Origin of the sequence: Thalassospira sp. A3_1, assembly GCF_017744215.1 — a bacterium.
GTDB classification, from domain to species: Bacteria; Pseudomonadota; Alphaproteobacteria; order Rhodospirillales; family Thalassospiraceae; genus Thalassospira; species Thalassospira lucentensis_A.
In genome coordinates this window covers 374,375-393,485 of the sequence record NZ_JAGHQQ010000001.1, presented here as the reverse complement: position 1 = coordinate 393,485, position 19,111 = coordinate 374,375, and the positions used below count along the sequence as shown (strand labels likewise).

The 19,111-nt window shown below is 54.6% G+C and carries 20 protein-coding genes; 10 read left to right on the top strand and 10 right to left on the bottom strand.

What is annotated here, in order from left to right; all coding sequences use genetic code 11:
- Positions 1 to 39: 39 nt before the first annotated feature.
- The 6 genes from J7395_RS01760 to J7395_RS01735 all read right to left on the bottom strand — a co-directional run bounded on the left by J7395_RS01760 (position 40) and on the right by J7395_RS01735 (position 4,238).
- Positions 40 to 291 carry a chaperone NapD gene (locus J7395_RS01760; RefSeq protein WP_209220341.1) on the bottom strand — a complete coding sequence of 84 codons (252 nt, stop codon included), beginning with the start codon at positions 289 to 291 and terminating at the stop codon, positions 40 to 42.
- Positions 284 to 811, bottom strand: coding sequence for a ferredoxin-type protein NapF (gene napF, locus J7395_RS01755; protein WP_209220340.1), 528 nt, complete (start codon positions 809 to 811; stop codon positions 284 to 286). The genes J7395_RS01760 and napF overlap by 8 nt, the downstream gene beginning before the upstream one ends.
- Positions 812 to 828: 17 nt before the next feature.
- Positions 829 to 1,002, bottom strand: a complete 174-nt coding sequence (gene napE, locus J7395_RS01750) for a periplasmic nitrate reductase, NapE protein (protein WP_062948015.1) — start codon at positions 1,000 to 1,002, stop codon at positions 829 to 831.
- A gap of 221 nt (positions 1,003 to 1,223) precedes the next feature.
- Positions 1,224 to 2,264, bottom strand: coding sequence for a zinc-dependent alcohol dehydrogenase family protein (locus J7395_RS01745; RefSeq protein ID WP_209220339.1), 1,041 nt, complete (start codon positions 2,262 to 2,264; stop codon positions 1,224 to 1,226).
- A 32-nt stretch (positions 2,265 to 2,296) separates the two neighbouring features.
- Positions 2,297 to 3,259 carry a rhomboid family intramembrane serine protease gene (locus J7395_RS01740; protein WP_209220338.1) on the bottom strand — a complete coding sequence of 321 codons (963 nt, stop codon included), beginning with the start codon at positions 3,257 to 3,259 and terminating at the stop codon, positions 2,297 to 2,299.
- Between the two features lie 55 nt (positions 3,260 to 3,314).
- A complete protein-coding gene (locus J7395_RS01735; protein ID WP_062948011.1) occupies positions 3,315 to 4,238 on the bottom strand; it encodes a LysR substrate-binding domain-containing protein in 924 nt (307 codons plus the stop codon).
- Positions 4,239 to 4,404: 166 nt separating this feature from the next.
- Between J7395_RS01735 and J7395_RS01730 the strand changes: the two genes are divergently transcribed.
- Positions 4,405 to 4,932 (top strand): peroxiredoxin, encoded by a 528-nt coding sequence (locus tag J7395_RS01730; RefSeq protein ID WP_007090070.1) that lies wholly within the window; start codon positions 4,405 to 4,407, stop codon positions 4,930 to 4,932.
- A gap of 158 nt (positions 4,933 to 5,090) precedes the next feature.
- Entirely contained in the window at positions 5,091 to 5,627 is a 537-nt protein-coding gene (locus tag J7395_RS01725) for a carboxymuconolactone decarboxylase family protein (protein WP_209220337.1), read from the top strand.
- Between the two features lie 73 nt (positions 5,628 to 5,700).
- On the opposite strand, the gene J7395_RS01720 is transcribed toward J7395_RS01725, so the two are convergent.
- Together J7395_RS01720 and J7395_RS01715 are read right to left on the bottom strand one after the other, a co-directional pair.
- Positions 5,701 to 6,507 carry an alpha/beta hydrolase gene (locus tag J7395_RS01720; RefSeq protein ID WP_209220336.1) on the bottom strand — a complete coding sequence of 269 codons (807 nt, stop codon included), beginning with the start codon at positions 6,505 to 6,507 and terminating at the stop codon, positions 5,701 to 5,703.
- Positions 6,508 to 6,623: 116 nt separating this feature from the next.
- Positions 6,624 to 7,826, bottom strand: coding sequence for an aspartate transaminase (locus tag J7395_RS01715; RefSeq protein ID WP_062948005.1), 1,203 nt, complete (start codon positions 7,824 to 7,826; stop codon positions 6,624 to 6,626).
- 318 nt (positions 7,827 to 8,144) lie between these two features.
- On the opposite strand from J7395_RS01715, the gene uvrB reads away from it, so the two are divergent.
- Positions 8,145 to 10,280, top strand: coding sequence for an excinuclease ABC subunit UvrB (gene uvrB / locus J7395_RS01710; protein WP_209220998.1), 2,136 nt, complete (start codon positions 8,145 to 8,147; stop codon positions 10,278 to 10,280).
- A gap of 90 nt (positions 10,281 to 10,370) precedes the next feature.
- Here the strand turns inward: uvrB and msrP are convergent, their stop codons facing one another.
- The gene (gene msrP, locus J7395_RS01705) at positions 10,371 to 11,339 is read right to left on the bottom strand and encodes a protein-methionine-sulfoxide reductase catalytic subunit MsrP (protein WP_062948003.1); all 969 of its coding nucleotides are present in this window, start codon (positions 11,337 to 11,339) and stop codon (positions 10,371 to 10,373) included.
- A 250-nt stretch (positions 11,340 to 11,589) separates the two neighbouring features.
- On the opposite strand from msrP, the gene J7395_RS01700 reads away from it, so the two are divergent.
- From J7395_RS01700 to J7395_RS01670, 7 genes are all read left to right on the top strand, one after another.
- Complete coding sequence (locus J7395_RS01700) at positions 11,590 to 12,483, top strand: LysR family transcriptional regulator (RefSeq protein WP_209220335.1); 894 nt, start codon at positions 11,590 to 11,592, stop codon at positions 12,481 to 12,483.
- 89 nt (positions 12,484 to 12,572) lie between these two features.
- Positions 12,573 to 13,424 (top strand): putative hydro-lyase, encoded by an 852-nt coding sequence (locus J7395_RS01695; protein ID WP_209220334.1) that lies wholly within the window; start codon positions 12,573 to 12,575, stop codon positions 13,422 to 13,424.
- 39 nt (positions 13,425 to 13,463) lie between these two features.
- Complete coding sequence (locus tag J7395_RS01690) at positions 13,464 to 14,516, top strand: TRAP transporter substrate-binding protein (protein ID WP_209220333.1); 1,053 nt, start codon at positions 13,464 to 13,466, stop codon at positions 14,514 to 14,516.
- A 30-nt stretch (positions 14,517 to 14,546) separates the two neighbouring features.
- On the top strand, positions 14,547 to 15,095 hold the full coding sequence (locus J7395_RS01685) for a TRAP transporter small permease (protein WP_348541198.1): 549 nt from the start codon (positions 14,547 to 14,549) through the stop codon (positions 15,093 to 15,095).
- Complete coding sequence (locus J7395_RS01680; protein ID WP_062960804.1) at positions 15,092 to 16,372, top strand: TRAP transporter large permease; 1,281 nt, start codon at positions 15,092 to 15,094, stop codon at positions 16,370 to 16,372. The genes J7395_RS01685 and J7395_RS01680 overlap by 4 nt, the downstream gene beginning before the upstream one ends.
- Before the next feature lie 134 nt (positions 16,373 to 16,506).
- On the top strand, positions 16,507 to 17,190 hold the full coding sequence (locus tag J7395_RS01675) for a DUF2848 domain-containing protein (RefSeq protein ID WP_247741920.1): 684 nt from the start codon (positions 16,507 to 16,509) through the stop codon (positions 17,188 to 17,190).
- A gap of 52 nt (positions 17,191 to 17,242) precedes the next feature.
- Entirely contained in the window at positions 17,243 to 18,523 is a 1,281-nt protein-coding gene (locus tag J7395_RS01670; RefSeq protein WP_209220331.1) for an amidase family protein, read from the top strand.
- Between the two features lie 78 nt (positions 18,524 to 18,601).
- Here J7395_RS01670 and J7395_RS01665 read toward each other — a convergent pair whose 3' ends face one another.
- Positions 18,602 to 19,072, bottom strand: coding sequence for a Dps family protein (locus J7395_RS01665; RefSeq protein WP_007089859.1), 471 nt, complete (start codon positions 19,070 to 19,072; stop codon positions 18,602 to 18,604).
- Between the last annotated feature and the right edge of the window lie 39 nt (positions 19,073 to 19,111).

Sequence of the window (19,111 nt, the reverse complement as noted above, 5' to 3'; positions counted from 1 at the left end):
TAATTTCCTCGAGCCAAAGGTCAGACGGATTATTGGTTGTTATTGGGCATTTTCACTGTGGTGAAAGACCAGGTTAACCCCCAGAACACCGGGGATGTCGCCGATCTCTTTCATGCCGTCTGCGAGCTGTCGGTCGCTTTCGGCTTCCATCACGACAACGATTTTTCCGGACGGATCATCGGCACTGATTTCAGTGTCGGGCATTTTCAAAAGTGCTGCCTTGATTGCTGTCATATTTTCAGGGCGAGACTGAATGATCATGCTGGAGATCACGCCTACTTTGTCATCCATGGGCTATCTCCGTTGCGGGTTTGATTGAAATGGCATCAACTGGACAGGCGCTAAAACAGGCACCACAGCCGGTACAAAGATCGTCGTCGATCAATACGCGGGCGCGACCGCCCAATTGCGGAATGATGTGGATGGCACTTTCCGGGCAGACATCACCGCAGGAACGGCAATAGACACCATTTTCGGCAAAGCATTTGCTGCTTACGGAAACGTCAAGATGCCAAGGGGCAGTAACCGAACGATCAAAGACCGGTTCGGAACAGGCATCGGCACAGGCATCACAAAAAGTGCATTCGCCCTTTCCAAAATCAATTTCCGGCAGGCCACCCTTGCCGATGGCGATGATGTTTTCCGGGCATGCAGGAATACAGTCCCCGCAGGCAGTGCAGCTTTCATCAAACTGCCAGGCCCAGGGAGGTCGGATAACCATTGGCGTTTGCGTTCCGCCCGTGTCTGCATTCAAGCCGCGCAGACCGGAAAAGAAAGCACGCCGACTGGCAACTTTCGGTGCGGATGACATGGCGACGTTCCCCGATGTTACATCGGTGGTCCAGGAGGTCCGGCAAACATCTGATAAATCCAGATTGAAAATCCAAGCCCACCGACCAGCGCAACCGCCAGCACCGGGGCCAAGACAACGGCCAGCAGAATAAAACAGCGCAATTCGGTTTTGCGCCGCGTGCCGGAATCCATTGTTTGAATATCTGTCATCGGTTCCCTCTCTTTGCAGGCTGGAAACCGTTTCTTTCGCACTTTGTATCCCCTGCGAAAGCCGGTGTTCTCTTGTGAGTTATTTAAATACCCACAAGGAACGTAAGGACGAACCGGAATGCATTCAACCAATAATATAATAAAAGCGATCAGTCTTAAATTATAAGCATTCTAAAGTGTGCGGCTATACTGCGGGGCGCCTGTCATATTCAATATTGGTGTTAGAAGCGGTCGATCACGGTCACGCCGGTGCTGACGAAATTATCCATATTCATCAAGGCCGTTGCGCCCTCGGCTAGGGTGACTCGATCCCTGATCAGTTTTTGCGGTGCGAGTTTTCCGGTCATGATCATGTCGATCATCGCGTCATAGCGGAATGCCTGCATGCCGTGACTGCCAAGGATTTCAAGTTCGTGGGCGACAACGCGATCCATCGGAACGCGGGCATGAGCATGATCACCGGTCATGAGTCCGATCTGGATATGCTTGCCGCGTTTGCGTAAAGATGACACCGAATTGAAGCTGGTGATCGCACTGCCGAGGGCATCAACGGAGACGTGCGCCCCGCCGTCGGACAAATCCCTGATCGCTGACGGAATGTCATCACAGTTTTTGGCGTTCAGGATATCTATTGCGCCAAGTTCGCGGGCAAGGTCAAGCTTGGCATCGTCGATATCAACCGCGATGACACGCGCACCGGCCGCCGCGGCAATCATGATCGCCGAAAGTCCGACGCCGCCGCAGCCATGCACGGCAACAACTTGACCGGCACTGACTTTGCCCTGATCGATCACGCCACGGAAACTGGTTGCAAAACGACAGCCAAGGCTGGCGGCGGTGGCGAAATCCATTTCTTCGGGCAGGCGCACCAGATTGGTATCGGCATAATCAATCGCGACATATTCGGCAAAGCTTCCCCAATGGGTAAAGCCCGGCTGGAACTGATGATCGCAGACCTGATGATTGCCGCTGTGACATTCCGGGCAATGACCGCAGCCCGACACGAATGGGACCGTGACCCGATCACCAACTTTCCAGCGTTTGATATCCTTGCCAACCGCTTCGATGGTGCCTGCAAATTCATGGCCGGGAACGTGGGGAAGTTTGACATCGGAATCATGTCCCATCCAGCCGTGCCAGTCGCTGCGGCAAAGGCCGGTTGCCATGACCTTGATGACAACGCCGCCATTTTCCGGAGTGGGGTCGTCGAGTTTCTGAACTTCGACAGGACCCTGATATTCGGTGAAAAAAGCGGCGCGCATGATCGTTCCCCGGTTCGAATGATAGATTTCGGTCAAGTATTGTCGGGTTCATCTCCGCGATGCAAGCGCGTAACTTTCGGTACGCCAACACCGGGTTTGGATTGTGGCTTCGGCGGCTGATACCGGCCCCATGGGGATTTGTCGGTATTGGTTTCGCCTGCACGACCCCATGGCCCGCGCCCGGCGCGTTTCATCCGTTCGCGGCGTGCCGCACGTTCAGCCTCGTAGGCAGCGGCCCAGGGTGGAGGGGCGGTATTGGTTGCATTGCCCTTGCGCCCCGGACGGTAAACACCAAAAACCGGAACCTGTTTCGGGCCACCCTGCCAAAGGGGGATATGGCGATATTTGAAAAACGGGATCAGTACCAAACCTGCAAAGAAACCGGCAATATGAGCCAGAATGGCAACGCCCTGTTCGGCTCCGCTCGACAGATTGACAAACTGCATCCCGATCCAGAGGCCAAGGACGGCGACCGCCGGGACGTAAAAGATAAACACCCAGAAAAACCAGACCAGAACCCGCGCCTTGGGAAACAGCAGGAAATATGCACCGAGTACCCCAGCCAGTGCGCCGGATGCGCCAATCATCGGGATTTGTGATGTTGTATCCAGCAGGCCATGACCAAGTGCGGCAGCAATACCGCAGACAAGGTAAAACACCAAAAACCGGAAATGCCCCATGGCGTCTTCGACATTATTGCCGAACACCCAAAGATACAACATGTTGCCGCCAATATGCATCCAGCCGCCATGCATGAACATGGCGCTAAAGATCGACAGGAGCTCAAAGCCCGGTGGAAAAACCGCAAGCTGCGGGGGCAACTGGGCATGCCCGAACAGGATAGCCGGGATGGCACCATATTGCAGATTGACCTGAAACTGGCTTTGCGGCGCAAGGGATACGGTTAACAGGAACACGACGACATTTACGGCAATCAGGCCATATGTCACCCATGGGGTGATGGTTGTCGGGTTGTTATCCTTGATCGGCAGCATAGGTTATCGTCCGGTCCCGTGGCTTTCCCCAAAAATGCAGGGAGTCACTGCACAATCAGGCGACATGCGATCGTTCGCAGGTTTCAAGTGTGTTGCGCAAATATGTTCCCAACTGGCGGAATTCTTTTTTACGTGCCGAACTGCGCCGCCAGACCAGCCCGATACGACGAACAGGAACCGGGTTCTGGAACGGAAGAATGGCAAGCGAGTCGGGTCGACGCGCCTCCACCTCCAGCGACATTTCCGGAAGGAGGGTGGCACCGATACCGGCAACGACCATCTGAACCAGTGTCGACAGGCTGTTAGCCTGGAAATCGGCGGATTTGCTCCAGCCGGCTTTTTGACAGACTTCCAGTGCCTGATCGCGCAGACAATGACCGTCTTCAAGAAGCAGAAGCTTTTCATCCTTGATATCAGCGATATCGATTTTCTTTTTGCGTGTCAGCGGATTGTCGGGGCTGCAGGCAAAAACGAACCTGTCTTCGAACAGGTCCATTTCCTCGAGCCAGTTTTCCTCGATCGGCAGGGCGATCAGGGCAATGTCGAGTTTCCCGGCTGCAAGAAGTTCGACAAGCTTGGCTGTCTGGTCTTCGCGCAGGAAGGGCTGCAATTTCGGGAAACCGGATTTAAGGCGGTTCATGACATCGGGCAGAAGATAGGGGCCGATTGTCGGGATCACGCCAAAATTGATCGGGCCTGAAAGCGGTTCGGTTGCCGACTGCGCCATCATGGTCAGTTCATCAACTTCGTGCAGGATATTTCGCGCCCGCGAAACAACCTCGCGGCCAAGCGGGGTGATCAGGACTTGACGCTTGTTGCGTTCCACCAACTGGGCGCCAAGCAGGTTTTCAAGCTCGCTGATGGCAGCCGACAGGCTGGGTTGGGTGATAAAGCATGCCTCGGCAGCACGGCCAAAATGGCCGGTTTCCGACAATGCGACCAGATATTTGAGCTGCTTGATGCTGGGTTGGGCAGCCATAAATTTTTCCTATCGAACATCGAAATTAATTCTATTGGTCTTAGTTAGTTCATTTAACTACAAATCGCCAGCAAGGAGTGCATTATTGCACTTGCGAACAAAATTTGTACGGTCTGTCGGGGACCGTCTCTGGGATAAATTTGAACCAAGGTTAGGAGTAACCAAAATGCTTACAGTTGGCGATACGCTTCCAGAATTCAATCTTACCGGCGTTTCGGGCAAAGGTCCGGACAGCTTCGCACCGGTTACCGACAAGTCCTATGAAGGCAAATGGAAGATTCTGTTCTTCTGGCCGAAAGACTTCACCTTTGTTTGCCCGACCGAAATCGTTGGTTACGGTGAACTGAACGGTGACTTCGAAGACCGTGATGCGGTTCTGCTTGGTTGCTCGACCGATACCGATTTCGTCCATGCCGCATGGCGTACCCACCACGAAGACCTGGGCGACAGCCCGTTCGTCTGGCTGGCTGACGAGAAAAAAGAACTTTCGAACGCGCTTGGTGTTCTGGCGAAAGGCGAAGGCGTTGCATTGCGTGCGACCTTCATCATCGATCCGGACAACATCATCCGTCACGTTCAGGTCAACGACCTTTCGGTTGGTCGTAACCCGCAGGAAGCCCTGCGTATTCTTGACGCGCTGCAGACTGACGAACTCTGCCCGTGCAACTGGAACCAGGGTGAAGCAACCCTTTAAGGTTTTCCAGACCGATTTGGATCCGGGCTTTGGCCCGGATCCGCTTTCAGTCCATCGGTGAAATTAATCCACGTACCCGCAAGACTTGCGGTGTGCACGATGGCTGCGGGCATTTTTCAGTTTTGAATTTCATTCTTCAGTCAAAAGGGGGTGCTTCAATGTCTTCCATTTCCGAAATCAAAGACGTCATGCCGGACTATGCCAAGGATCTGAAGCTGAACCTTAGCAGTCTTGCCAACAACCCTGGTATGACCGATCAGCAGGTTTACGGCACCGCGCTTGCGTGCGCCTATGCATCGCGGAACGCGAAGCTTTTGAAAGCCGTTGCCGCCGAAGCCAAAAACAAGCTGAGCGACGAAGCGTTTCAGGCAGCCAAGGGTGCGGCTGCGATCATGGGTATGAACAATATCTATTATCGTTTTACGCACCTTGTGTCCGAACCCGAATATGCCACCATGCCCGCACGCCTGCGCATGAACATCATCGGCAAGCCGGGCATTGATAAAGCCGATTTCGAGCTGTTCTCGCTTGCGGTTTCCGCGATCAACGGCTGCGGCATGTGCATCGACAGCCACGAGAAAGTGTTGAAAGCCGCCGGGATCAAAAAAGAAACCGTTCAGAATGCGGTGCGCATTGCATCGGTGATCCATGCGGTCGCGGTTGTGCTGGATGCCGAGGATGCGTTGGCTGAATAAGTCGGGTGCACCAAACTCAGTCTATCATTCGAAAAGCCCCGCTGCATCATGCAGGCGGGGCTTTTTTGTTTGATCAGGCCGTAACCGGTTCGATCTGGCGAAGCAACTTTTGGCTGGCATCAATGATCTGATCGGGCTGATCGAAATGCGGGATATGGCCGCAATCGGCAAGGATCATCTTGGTTGCAGTGCCGCTGACTTTGTCGCAGATGATATGGACCTGCTCGTCGCTGCCGAACTGGTCGTCATTCCCCTGAATGACCAGAAGCGGGCAGGTGATGTTGGGCAGTTCGTCAATCATCTGCCAGTCGCGGAAGGTCGGTTGGCGCCATGTATCGACCCAGGCACGGAATACAGCATCGGTCTGGAAGAAATGGTGCCGTTCGAGTTTTGATTTCCAGTCAGTCTTGGCATAGATCGATGCCGCTTCGTTGATCCCGGCAATCGTGACGTCCTCGACAAAAACATGTGCGGCTTCGCTGATGACGGCGCGGACATTGTTTGGGAAGCGGGCGGCATATTTAAGCGCGATGGTCGCCCCGTCGCTGTGTCCAAACAGGATCGGCCGATCAAGGCCAAGTCCACTGATCAGTCCGTGCAGATAGATATCGGTTTCCGTGTTATGGAAATCGACAGGGCGGGGGATGTCGTCCGGGCCGTGCGGGTCGGATTTGCCGTGCCCACGCCGTTCATAGACAATCACCGGATGGCCGGTTGCGGTGGCGAGCCTTGCCGGGAAATCGCGCCACATGCGGATGGTGCCGAGTGCCTCGTGCAGGAACAGGATCGTTGGCGCATCGGGCCTGACATTGGTTGGTATGATCCGCTGACAGGACAGGCTGATGCCGTCCACGGTAACGTAGAAATTCTCGTTTTGCATGATATGTCCGATTTATCGGTAATTCAGTGCGTAAATGTTGAATTGGATAATGGACAAAAAAACAGGGCCCGGCAAGTGCCGGGCCCCAACGAATTTTCCGTGATCGAAAAACCGGCTTATTTCAGCGCAGCACAGGCACGTTTAATGCGCGCGCATGCTTCGGTCAGTGCTTCGGTCGAGGTGGCATAGGAAATGCGGAAATACGGTGCAAGACCGAATGCCGAACCCTGAACCGCGGCAACACCCTCGGCTTCGAGAAGGTAGGTCACGAAATCGGTATCGGTTTCGATCACTTTGCCGTCCGGAGTTTTCTTGCCAATCGTGCCTGCGCAGGACGGATAGACGTAAAACGCGCCTTCCGGCTTTTTGCAGGAGAGACCTTCGCATTCATTCATGGCCTTAACGACCAGATCGCGACGTTCCTTGAACACTTCGGCGCGTTCTTTCAGGAAGTCCTGCGGACCGTTCAGGGCTTCGACCGATGCGGCCTGGCTGATCGAAGAGGTATGGGTGCTGGACTGCGACTGAACCTTGTTGATCGCCTTGATCAGTTCAACCGGGCCCGCAGCATAACCAAGACGCCAGCCGGTCATGGCATAGGATTTCGACACACCGTTACAGGTCAGGGTACGCGATTTCAGTTTCGGTTCGATCTGTGCAATGGTGGTGAATTCGAAACCGTCATAGACGAGATGTTCGTACATGTCGTCGGACATGACCCAGACATTTTCATGTTTGAGCAGAACATCGGCAATCGCGCGCAGTTCGGCACGTGAATAGGCCGCACCGGTCGGGTTTGACGGCGAGTTCAGAACAACCCATTTGGTTTTCGGCGTGATCGCGGCTTCGAGTTCGGCGGCCGTGATTTTGAAGTCGTTTTCTTCCTGGCATTCAACAACAACCGGAACGCCTTCGGCCATCAGGGTCATATCCGGATAGGACACCCAGTACGGTGCCGGAATGATGACTTCGTCACCCGGGTTCAGCGTTGCGAACAGCGCGTTGAAAAGCGTCTGTTTGCCACCGCAACCGACGGTGATTTCGTCGATAGTGTATTCCAGGTCATTTTCACGTTTGAACTTCGCGACAATCGCCTTGCGCAGTTCCGGAGTACCAGCGACCGGAGTATATTTGGTCTTGCCAGCATCAAGGGCTGCTTTGGCGGCGTCTTTGATGTTGTCGGGGGTATCGAAATCCGGCTCGCCTGCGCCAAGGCCGATCACATCAACGCCGGCAGCCTTGAGTTCGGCAGCCTTGGTGGTGACAGCAATGGTAGGAGAGGGTTTGATACGGCTCAAACGGTCGGCAATAAACGCCATTGGTCTGTTTCCCTGGAATGAAATGAAATAGAAAGAATCGCTTTCTTTCGGTTCGGACCCTACGCCCGTGTTTAAAGCAATTCAAGGCAGTTTCGCGCCTTTTGCGGGTTCTTTGGGATGAAAACGGCCCATCATGGCATCCGATCCGAAAGTCATGACGTTTTAACGCGATGGTTCGATGCCTGTTCCGGCGTTTTTTGTCCTGACGTCTCCTGACAACTGCTGACAGCAGTTGTCAGGGCCGGGGGTTGCGATGTTGTCGCGGTGGCCTATAACTATGGTCATGTCCAAAAAGGGATCAGTCCGATGAATGCGCCGATGTATGGCTTACCTGAATTCTTGCTGAAACGTCGCCCGCCGGTTGCGGGATCGCACGAATTCAAACTGGTGACCGATTATGAGCCCGCAGGTGATCAGCCAAAGGCGATTGCCGAGCTGATGGACGGGATCAATAGCGAAGAACGCGATCAGGTGTTGCTGGGTGTGACCGGGTCGGGCAAGACCTTTACCATGGCCAACATTATTGCCAAAACGCAGCGCCCCGCCCTTGTTCTTGCGCCGAACAAGACGCTGGCGGCACAGCTTTATTCAGAGATGAAGGCGTTCTTCCCGGAAAACGCGGTAGAGTATTTCGTATCCTATTACGACTATTACCAGCCTGAAGCCTATATCCCACGCTCGGACACCTATATCGAAAAAGATAGTTCGATCAATGAGCAGATCGACCGGATGCGCCATGCGGCGACGCGTGCGATCCTTGAACGCAACGACTGTATCATCGTGGCATCTGTTTCCTGCATCTACGGTATCGGTGCGGTTGAAACCTACCTAGAAATGACGCAGCGGATTGCGGTGGGCGATGAGGTTGATCGCAACCTGATCATGAAGCGGCTGGTCGAGTTGCAATATACCCGTAACGACGCCGCATTCTCGCGCGGGACATTCAGGGTGCGCGGGGATGTTCTGGAAATCTTTCCGGCCCACGCCGAGGATCGCGCATGGCGTGTTTCAATGTTTGGTGATGAGGTCGAGGAATTGGCGGAATTTGATCCGCTGACCGGGCATAAGTTTGCCACCATGGACTCGGTCACTGTCTATGCCAATTCGCACCATGTCACGCCTCGTCCGACACTGGTACAGGCGATGGCTGGCATCAAACAGGAACTGAAAGACCGGCTTGCGCAGTTCCAGCAGGAAGGCAAGCTTCTGGCGGCCGAGCGGATCGAACAGCGTACAATGTTCGATCTGGAAATGATGGAAACCGTGGGCCACTGCAAGGGGATCGAAAACTATTCCCGTTGGCTTTCGGGACGTAATCCCGGCGAGCCGCCGCCGACATTGTTTGAATATCTGCCGGAAAATGCGTTGCTGTTTGTTGATGAAAGTCACGTTGCCGTGCCGCAGATCGGTGGCATGTTCAGGGGCGACTATAATCGCAAATTCACCCTGGCCGAACATGGCTTCCGCCTGCCGAGTTGCGTGGATAACCGTCCACTGAAATTCGAGGAATGGGAAGCCATGCGCCCGCAAAGCGTGTTTGTCTCGGCAACGCCGGGCAACTGGGAAATGGAACGCACCGGCGGTGTGTTTGCCGAACAGGTCATCCGCCCAACCGGCCTGATTGACCCGGTTTGTATTATCCGCCCGGTTGAAACGCAGGTCGATGACCTGTTGGCCGAGGCCAAGGAATGTGCGGCGAAGGGGCAGCGTGTTCTGGTTACGACGCTGACCAAGCGCATGGCCGAGGATTTGACCGAATATCTGCATGAACATGGTGTGCGGGTCCGGTATCTGCATTCGGATATCGATACGCTTGAACGCATCGAGATCATTCGCGATTTGCGGCTTGGCGTGTTTGATGTTCTGGTCGGCATCAACCTTTTGCGCGAAGGCTTGGACATCCCGGAATGTGCGCTTGTTGCGATTCTGGATGCGGACAAGGAAGGTTTCCTTCGGTCGAAAACATCACTGGTGCAGACCATAGGGCGCGCAGCGCGTAACATTGATGGCCGGGTTTTGCTTTATGCCGACAAGATGACCGACAGTCTGGAATATGCGATTGGCGAAACCAACCGCCGCCGCGAAAAGCAGATTGCCTATAACGAGGCCAATGGCATCACGCCAGAATCGGTGCGCAGCAAAATCCGCGATGTTCTGGAAAGCGTTGCCGAGCATGATTACGTCACGGTCGATACCGGCGTTTCGGGTGATGTCCTGATCGGGCACAATCTGCGTGCGCATATCGAAGACCTTGAAAAACGGATGCGTGAAGCCGCCGGGAACCTTGAGTTCGAGGAAGCAGCACGCCTGCGTGACGAGATCAAGCGGCTTGAGGATCAGGAATTGGGCCTTGCTGATGCCGGGCCGATGGCACGCAGCATTGGAACCATCGGGCCGGGATCGAAATCGGCCAACAAGCCGAAATACAAAGGCCGTCGGCGCAGCGGCCCCTGATTTGATGTAATATTGATTAACGAAAACAAGGCCCGGAACACTCGCAGGTTTCGGGCCTTGTTGGTTTTTCCGAGTGGGTGGGAAGGACAATTACATGAACAGCTTTTCGTCTTCCATGCCCTTGTAAAGATCGGCAACATACTGGCCATAGCCATTGTAAATCTGTGTCGGGACTTCATCACCCGTGGTCAGCAGGCGTTCTTGTGCCTGGCTCCAGCGGGGATGTGGGACTTTGGGGTTCACATTGGCCCAAAAGCCGTATTCTCCGTCGTTAAGCTGTTCCCAGAAACTGACCGGGCGTTTGTCGGTGAAGGTGAAGCGGACAATCGATTTAACGTTCTTGAAGCCGTATTTCCACGGGGTAACCAGACGCAGCGGTGCGCCGTTCTGTTTTGGAAGCGGTTCGCCGTATATGCCGGTTGCGATCATCGCAAGTTCATTGGTGGCTTCTTCAATTGTCAGGCCTTCGATATAGGGCCATGGATACCAGAACTGCCGCAGGCCCGGCATGGTGTCCTTTTGTTCCGCAGTTTGCATTTCGATGTATTTTGCGCCTGAAAGTGGTTTGGCATAATCGACCAGCGCCTTCATCGGGAAACCGGTCCAGGGCACGGTCATCGCCCAGGCTTCGACGCAGCGGAAGCGATAAACGCGTTCTTCCAGCGGCATTTTGCGCACCAGATCATCAAAATCGATTTCAATCGGTTTTTCGACCATGCCGTCGATCTTGACTGTCCATGGGCGGATTTTCATCGCCTGGGCCGCGTCGGAAATGAATTTGTGCGATCCGAATTCATAGAAGTTGTTATAGGTCAGCGCCTTGGATTTATCGGTAATGGCGCGATCAACGACATAGGCCGGATTGCGCATCGCCGGATAAAGATCGGCGGTTGGATCGGATCCTTGGGCCAAAGCGCGACCGATCGGCAGGCTGGTTGCCGCCGCGCCGATGGATCCTGCGGCAATGCCTTTCAGGAACTGACGACGGTTCTTGTAAATGGATTGCGGGGTTGCATCGCGTTCGGCGATTTCCCAACCCTTCTTGCGGCGTATCAGCATCTAACCCTCCAATCTGGCGTATTCCCAATGTCTAAGGAAAAGGTGCTTCGGGCAAGTAACGCCTCGGTGAGGGGGCGGTGAAGCCGGAAATGTGTTCGAAGCGGCCATTGGTGCGCTTTGTTCTGCATACGATAGAAAAATCGCAACGGATTGATCGTGCCAGATGATCGGTTGCAGGGTATTGTGATCATAAATCAAACGATCCGGCTGACAGGATCGACGATGCAGTTGCTATTTGGGAAACGAAAACGTGTTTGAATTCAAGGATATCGAGATTTTACAGGACATCGTGAAGGCAGGCGGCTTTCGGGCCGCGGCCCAGAAATACGATCTGTCCCAGTCGGCAATTTCATCGCGGGTTTCCGCACTTGAGAAAAAGCTGGGTATCATGCTGTTTGATCGATCCAACCGGCAGGTGCGTTTGACGGCGGCTGGTCTTCGGTTTCTTGAAGAGGCGCAGCGTTTATCGCGTGCACGCGATCGTATCTGGCAGGAATTGACCCATCCGGGGGAACTGAGCGGCACGGTTCGTATCGGTGTTGCTGAAACCATCGTTCATACGATCCTGACCGACATGTTGAACAAGCTGAAAGACGATTACCCAAAGGTGCGTTTCGAATTGTCGGTTGATACATCCGGCCAATTGGCGATGACCATGGCCGATGATGCGCTTGACGTTGCGATCATGTTGCGGGAATCGGTGCCACAGGGGGCGGTTGCCGCGGCCCTGAAGCCGGTTCAACTGGGCTGGTATTGCACCGGATCGATGGAATTACCCGACCATCCGATGTCGCTGGCGGAGCTTGCCGAGCATGCTATTGTCACCTTCCCAAAGGGAACACCCCCGTTTCGCGAGGTCGAAAGCATCTTTTCCGCGCCCGATATTTCGCAGCCAGCATTACATGGATCGGCGTCACTTTCGACCGTAAAACACCTTGTCGGCGGAGGTTTCGGGATCGGGGTTCTGCCGTCCCTGATGGTCACAAATTCCGTTTGGGATGAACATATTAAGGCAATCCCGGTGCAGGAAGAAGCCCGGCTGACCGACCTTCATTTTGTGATCAGTTATTACCCGGAACGCAATCGTGAAATTGGCGAGGCGGTGATTGAGGCGGCCAGATTGTTCGATCAAACTGATCGTTAAATTAGATCATAAATTGACTAAAATGATTTCTTGACAAGATCGGTTGAGTTTCTCAAGCTTGTTGCGAGGCTGAGAACAGGACCGAATAAATGAACGCGACAAAAAGCGCATCTTGTTCCCCGACGACCGTTTCGGAATCTGCATCGACGATATCGCCGCTGGCTTTGCGACACGCAATCCGTTCCGGAAAACATCGGGGCACCACCACCGGCTATGCATCCGGGTATCTGCAGGGCAATCTTGCGATCCTGCCGGCAAGCTATGCCGACGAGTTCCTTAAATTTTGTGCCAAAAACCCGAAATCCTGCCCATTGATCGGCATGTCCGAACCGGGTTCGCCGTATATTCCGGAACTTGGCGCCGATCTTGATATTCGTACCGATCTGCCGGGCTATCGTGTGTTTCGTGGCACGACTGATTTTAACAGTGTTTCCGATCTGAGTGCAGTCTGGCGCGATGATCTGGTGACCTTTGTTCTCGGTTGTTCATTTTCGTTCGAGGCGGCGATTACGCGCAGTGGTGTGCCACTGCGTCATATGGACGCCAATCGGAACGTTCCGATGTATGTGACCAATATTGCCACCACCCCGGCCGGGCGTTTCCATGGCCCGCTGGTGGTTTCGATGCGGTCCTTCAAACCATCCGATGCCATCCGTGCCATCCTTTATTCCGATCGTTATCGCCTGGCGCATGGTGCGCCGGTTCATATTGGCGATCCGGCCAGCATTGGCATTTCCGATCTCATGAAGCCGGACTTCGGCGACGAACCTGTCGTGGACGAGGGGGATATCCCGGTTTTCTGGGCCTGTGGCGTTACGCCGCAAATGGCGATCCGCAATGTTTTGCCGGACCTTGCCATCACGCATGAACCCGGTCTGATGCTGGTGACGGATGTCCTGGCAGAAGCCGCGGAATTTTCACTGCAGACAAAGACCGCCTGAAATCACAAATAAAACCTAGCTATCAGAGAGGACCATCTCATGAAAAAGACAGTATCTTCGTTACTTGCCGTTTCTGCCCTTGGTGCGGGCATGATGGCAACCCCTGCCTTTGCCGAAGACCTTTCGGTTGTCGGCAGCTGGAGCAGCCTGCCGCTGAACAAGCAGTTTGAAACACCGTTCTGGACCGAAGAACTGCCCGCCGCATCAAACGGCGACATCAATGTCCAGATGACCACCCATGATCAGATGGGTATCGGCGGCGGCGACGTTTTTCGTATTCTGAATGACGGCGTTTTCGATGTTGGTATGACGGTTGCCGATTATGCGGTTGGCGATGCTCCGGAACTTGAAGGTCTTGACGTGCCGCTGGTTGCCAACACCGCCGAAGAGGCAAAGGCGATGGTTGAAGCTGCCCGCCCGATGGTCGAGGATATTTTCAAGGAACGTTTCAATTCCAAGGTTCTGGCCGTTGCGCCATACCCGCCGCAGGTCGTTTTCTGCAAAGGTGATGTGACCTCGCTTGAAGACCTTAAAGGCAAAAAGGTTCGTGGTTCGGGGCGCATGACCACCAAGTTCCTTGAGGCGCTGGGTGCCAACGGTGTGAATGTTGCGTTTTCCGAAGTACCGGGCGCGCTTGAACGTGGTGTGATTGATTGTGCCGTTACCGGTGCTGGTTCGGGATACAGTGCGGGTTGGTGGGAAGTTTCCGACCACCTTATGACCATTCCGCTTGGTGGCTGGGATCCGGTTGTAACGGCGATGAATTTTGACAAGTGGAACAGCCTGTCGCCGGAAATGCAGAAACTGATTACCGACGAAGTCAATTCCAAGTTCGAAGCCCCGGCATGGGCCGCAGCCGCCGGTGCGCTTGAAGCCGATATTGCGTGCCTTACCGGTAATGGAACCTGCCCCGCGGGTGATCCGGCGAGCATGACGTTGGTTGAGGCATCTGATGCCGATCTTGCCAAGGCCAAGGAAATCCTGACCACTGTTGTCTTGCCGGAATGGGCTGAACGTGCAGGTGCGGAGTGGGTTACGCGCTGGAACGAAACGGTTGGTAAAGCCGTCGGTGTTACCGTACCTCTGAGCTAAGCAGTAAACCAGCCGGAGGAGGCCGCAACCGTGACTACCTCATTGATTGCGGCCATCCGCCGCATTAACCGTATGATCGCGTTGTTTGTCGGACTTGTTCTGACAAGCTGCGTGGTCCTGATCATCGCAGATATTCTTTTGCGTGAAGTCGGTATTTCCTTTGGGGGTGCTGATGAAATATCGGGATATGTGATGGCCGGCGTCGCCAGTTGGGGCATGTCTTATGCCCTGACGGAACTGGCGCATGTGCGTATTGACCTTATTCGTCTGCGCCTGCGCCAGCGTGGCAAGGCAATGCTTGATCTTCTTGCGATCATCGCCCTTGCCGGAACATCGATTGTTATTGCCGTTCAAAGCTGGCCGGTTCTGCAAAAGACGATTGAACGCGGATCACGCGCCAATACCCCGCTTGAAACACCGTTATGGATACCACAATCGATCTGGCTTTCCGGCTGGATATGGTTTGCCGTGTGTTCAAGTGTTCTGGTGATCCTGACATTGTCGCTTCTGGCCAAGCGTAACCTTGAGCAGGCCGATGCGCTTGTTGGTGCCCGCTCCGAGCTGGAGTTGGAAGCATGATCTTTACCGTTACCGCATCGCTTCTGGGGCTTCTCGCCCTGTCCATTCCGGTCGGGATTGTTCTGTTCCTTTTGGGGTTCGGGGTTGATCAGCTGTTTTCGCCTTTCCCGCTGTTGCGCGGGCTGGGGCAGGTGGTCTGGTCATCGTCGAATTCATCGACCCTGATCGCCATTCCGTTCTTTGTGCTGCTGGGCGAAATTCTGGTGCGTGGTGGCATTGCCGAACGCACCTATGAAGCCCTTGATAAATGGTTTTCGTGGCTTCCCGGTGGCTTGATCCACGCCAATATCGGCACGGCAACGATGTTTTCGGCAACGTCGGGGTCGTCTGTTGCGACGGCGGCGACGGTGGCAACCGTTGCCATGCCGCAGGCCGAAAAGCTTGGATATGATCCCAAACTGTTTTCCGGCGCGATTGCCGCGGGCGGGACGCTTGGCATCATGATCCCGCCATCGATCAACCTGATCGTCTATGGCTTCCTGACCGAAACATCGATCCCGCGTCTTTTCCTTGCCGGATTGATCCCGGGGCTTCTGATGGCGGTGGCCTTCATGATGGTTACGGCGATCCTGTGCAAGATCAAGCCGACCCTTGGCGGCACAAGCCGTTCATTCACCTGGTCGGAACGCATCGGCAGCCTGCAGCATCTTTTGCCGATTTTGGTTCTGTTCCTGGTAGTGATCGGGTCGATCTATGCCGGTTGGGCAACCCCGACAGAATCGGCTGCTGTCGGTGTGGCAATTGCGATGCTGATCGCGGCCTTCAATCGCGGTGTTTCGCGCGAAATGATGGAAAGATGCCTGTATGGCACGGTTCGGATCACCGCGATGATCATGCTGGTGATTATCGGTGCCTATTTCCTGAACTTTACCCTGACCGCCGCAGGCATGGGACGGGAACTTAAAGACCTTCTGACCGGTTTGAACCTGTCACCGATGGGCACATTGATGGTCGTGATCCTGCTTTACATCGTGCTTGGTTTCTTCATTGAAACCCTGTCGCTGATGGTGGCAACCATTCCGATCATTGTGCCGATCATGACCGGCATGGGGTTTGACAAGGTATGGTTTGGCATTCTTCTGATTGTTCTGATCGAGATGGCTTTGATCACACCGCCTGTCGGACTTAACCTTTACGTCGTGCAGGGCGCACGCAAATCGGGCCGATTGTCCGAAGTGATGCTGGGCACCATCCCGTTTGTTCTGGTGATGCTTGCCATGATCGCCCTGCTTGTCGCGATGCCGTCCGTCGCCCTGTTCCTGCCCGACATCCTTTGATCCGGTCGGGATAAACACGCGCGACAACACGCATCATGACTTGATCTTTTGTGCCTTCGGGGCGGACCGGGAAACCGGTCCGCAACCGCCCAATGCGCGCAAAATTCGTAAAAATTAGAATTGGGATAGAGCAAATGCAGATGAATTTTACCCTTGATGGCAATGAAGTCAGCTTTGAAATCGGTCATTGCACGGTTGCCGGATGGACCGGCCGCGATGCCAAGGCGATCCAGCATCACATTGACGAACTGGCCGCCATCGGGGTCAAGCCACCATCGACCGTGCCGCTTTATTACCGCACATCGTTTGGCATGCTGACCCAGTCCCCGCTGATTGAGGTGGTTGGCAAAGGCACCTCAGGCGAGGTCGAGCCGCTGGTGATTTCAAAGGACGGTGTTCTGTATCTTGGACTGGCATCGGATCATACCGACCGGGAACTTGAAGCCCATTCGGTTGCACTGTCAAAGCAGATTTGTGCCAAGCCGGTTGCTGATGCGATCTGGAAGTTTGACGATGTTGCGGACCATCTGGAACAGATCGAACTGAAATCCTGGATCCGTGAAGGCGACAGTGATGAATGGGTTCCCTATCAGGAAGGCACGATTGCGTCAATCCGTCCGCTTTCCGATCTGATCGAAGGGGCGGGGCTAAAGGCGGCAGGGGCCAATGGCAAGGCGGCTGTGATGCTGTGCGGAACTTTTGGTGCGAAGGGCGGGGTGCGCCCGGCACGTTCGTTTAAAATGACAATGCATGATCCGGTGCGGGAGCTGAGCATTACACACAGCTATGACATTGTTGAACTGCTTGAAATCGCCTAGGCTCGGTTTCAGAAAATTTCCATAAAAATCAGAACGTGACGGAGGCAGCCCGATGGGCGCGATCATCGACAAGGCAAAGGCAGCGATTGATAAGGTGGATCAACTGGGTGATTTGGCAGCCAGGATTTTCACCGAGTTTGACCGCGACCGCATTTTGCGTGATGCCGACGCGGCCGAGGAACGCGTGGCGCAATCGGCAACGGCCCTGCCGTTGGCCGGTATGCTGGTTTCGGTAAAGGACCTTTATGACGAGGCCGGTGTTACCACCACGGCCGCATCAAAATTGTTGCAGGGGCGTCCGGCAGCAACGCGGGATTGCGAAGTCATCGCGCGCATCAAGGCCGCCGGTGCGGTGCCGTATGGTCGTACAGCACTTAGCGAATTTGCCTATTCCGGTGTCGGGCTTAACCCGCATTACGGTACGCCGGGCAATGTGTTTGACCCCGAAGGCATTCCGGGCGGCTCGACATCGGGCGGTGCATTGACGGTTGCACTTGGTCTGGCCGATATTGCACTTGGCACCGATACCGGCGGATCGGTTCGCATTCCGTCGGCGATCAACGGGCTTTATGGCTATAAGCCCAGCCGTTTGTGGATGTCGGGTGAAGGCATTCATCCGTTGGCCAAAAGTTTTGACACGGCGGGGCCGCTTGCCGGTGATCTGCAAACCGCGATTACCGCGTTTGAAGTCATGGCGGGCAAAACCTTGCCCGCACAGGATGGCAAACCCGCCCCGATCAAAATCGGTGTGCCGGTTCATGCCTTTGTTAATGATCTTGATGACCGGGTGCGGGCGGATTTTGATGCGGTTTGCAAAAAGCTGGCAAATGCCGGACATCAGTTGATCGAGATTGATCTGGGCTTTTTGGCCGAGAATGCGGTGATCAACAAAATTCTTGTCGCGGCAGAAGCGCACAAAATCTATTCACAGGATTTCAAGGCGCTTGAAACCTGTGGCGATCTGCGTGTGCTTAACCGGATGCGTTTTGCTGATACCCTCAGTGCGGCAGACCTGATTGATGCCTATGCCAAGCGAACCGACGTGATTGCGATGTTCAGTTCGGCCATGGCGGATGTCGATGTGATGATTTCACCGACATTGCCAATGATGGCACCCAAGATCGCCGAAGTCGAAGCCGACTTTGACCGTTTGAATGCGATGATGTTGCGCAACACATCCTATCTGAACCTTTCGGATGCCTGCGCCATTTCAATCCCGGTTCCGGCTGGTGACGGCGTTGCGCCGGGGGCATTGATGATTGCGGCACCGCACGGGCACGACTTCGCCGTCCTGCATGCGGCGCGCCGGATTGATCCTTTGCTGCGTGGATAGTGTTCGGTTGGCTTCACCGGATATGAAAAAGGCCCGGATGGATTTCCGGGCCTTTGTTTTGAACACGACGTTCTCGTCTTAGCTTTCCAGCAGGGAGCGCAACATCCATGCGGTTTTTTCGTGGACCTGAATGCGTGCGGTCAGGAGGTCGGCAGTGGCATCATCGTCTGACGAGTCACAGATCGGATAAAGCGAACGCGCGGTCTTGATCACGGTTTCATGGCCTTCGACCAGTTGTGTGATCATGTCCTTGGCGGCAGGCACACCGGTTTCTTCCGGGATCGACGAGAGTTTGGCATAAGCCGAAAAACTGCCCGGGGCAAATGCGCCCAGCGAACGAATACGTTCGGCAACTTCGTCAATCGCCATGGCCAGTTCGGTATATTGTTCTTCGAACATGGTGTGCAGGGTCTGGAACATCGGGCCGGTCACGTTCCAATGGAAGTTATGGGTTTTGAGATACAGCGCATAAGAATCTGCCAGAACGCGGCCAAGGCCGTCGGCGATCGCAGTGCGGTTGGTTTCATTGATTCCGATATCAATCTGCATGTTTTCACTCCGGTAAAAGGGGCACATGCCCGAAGGTTA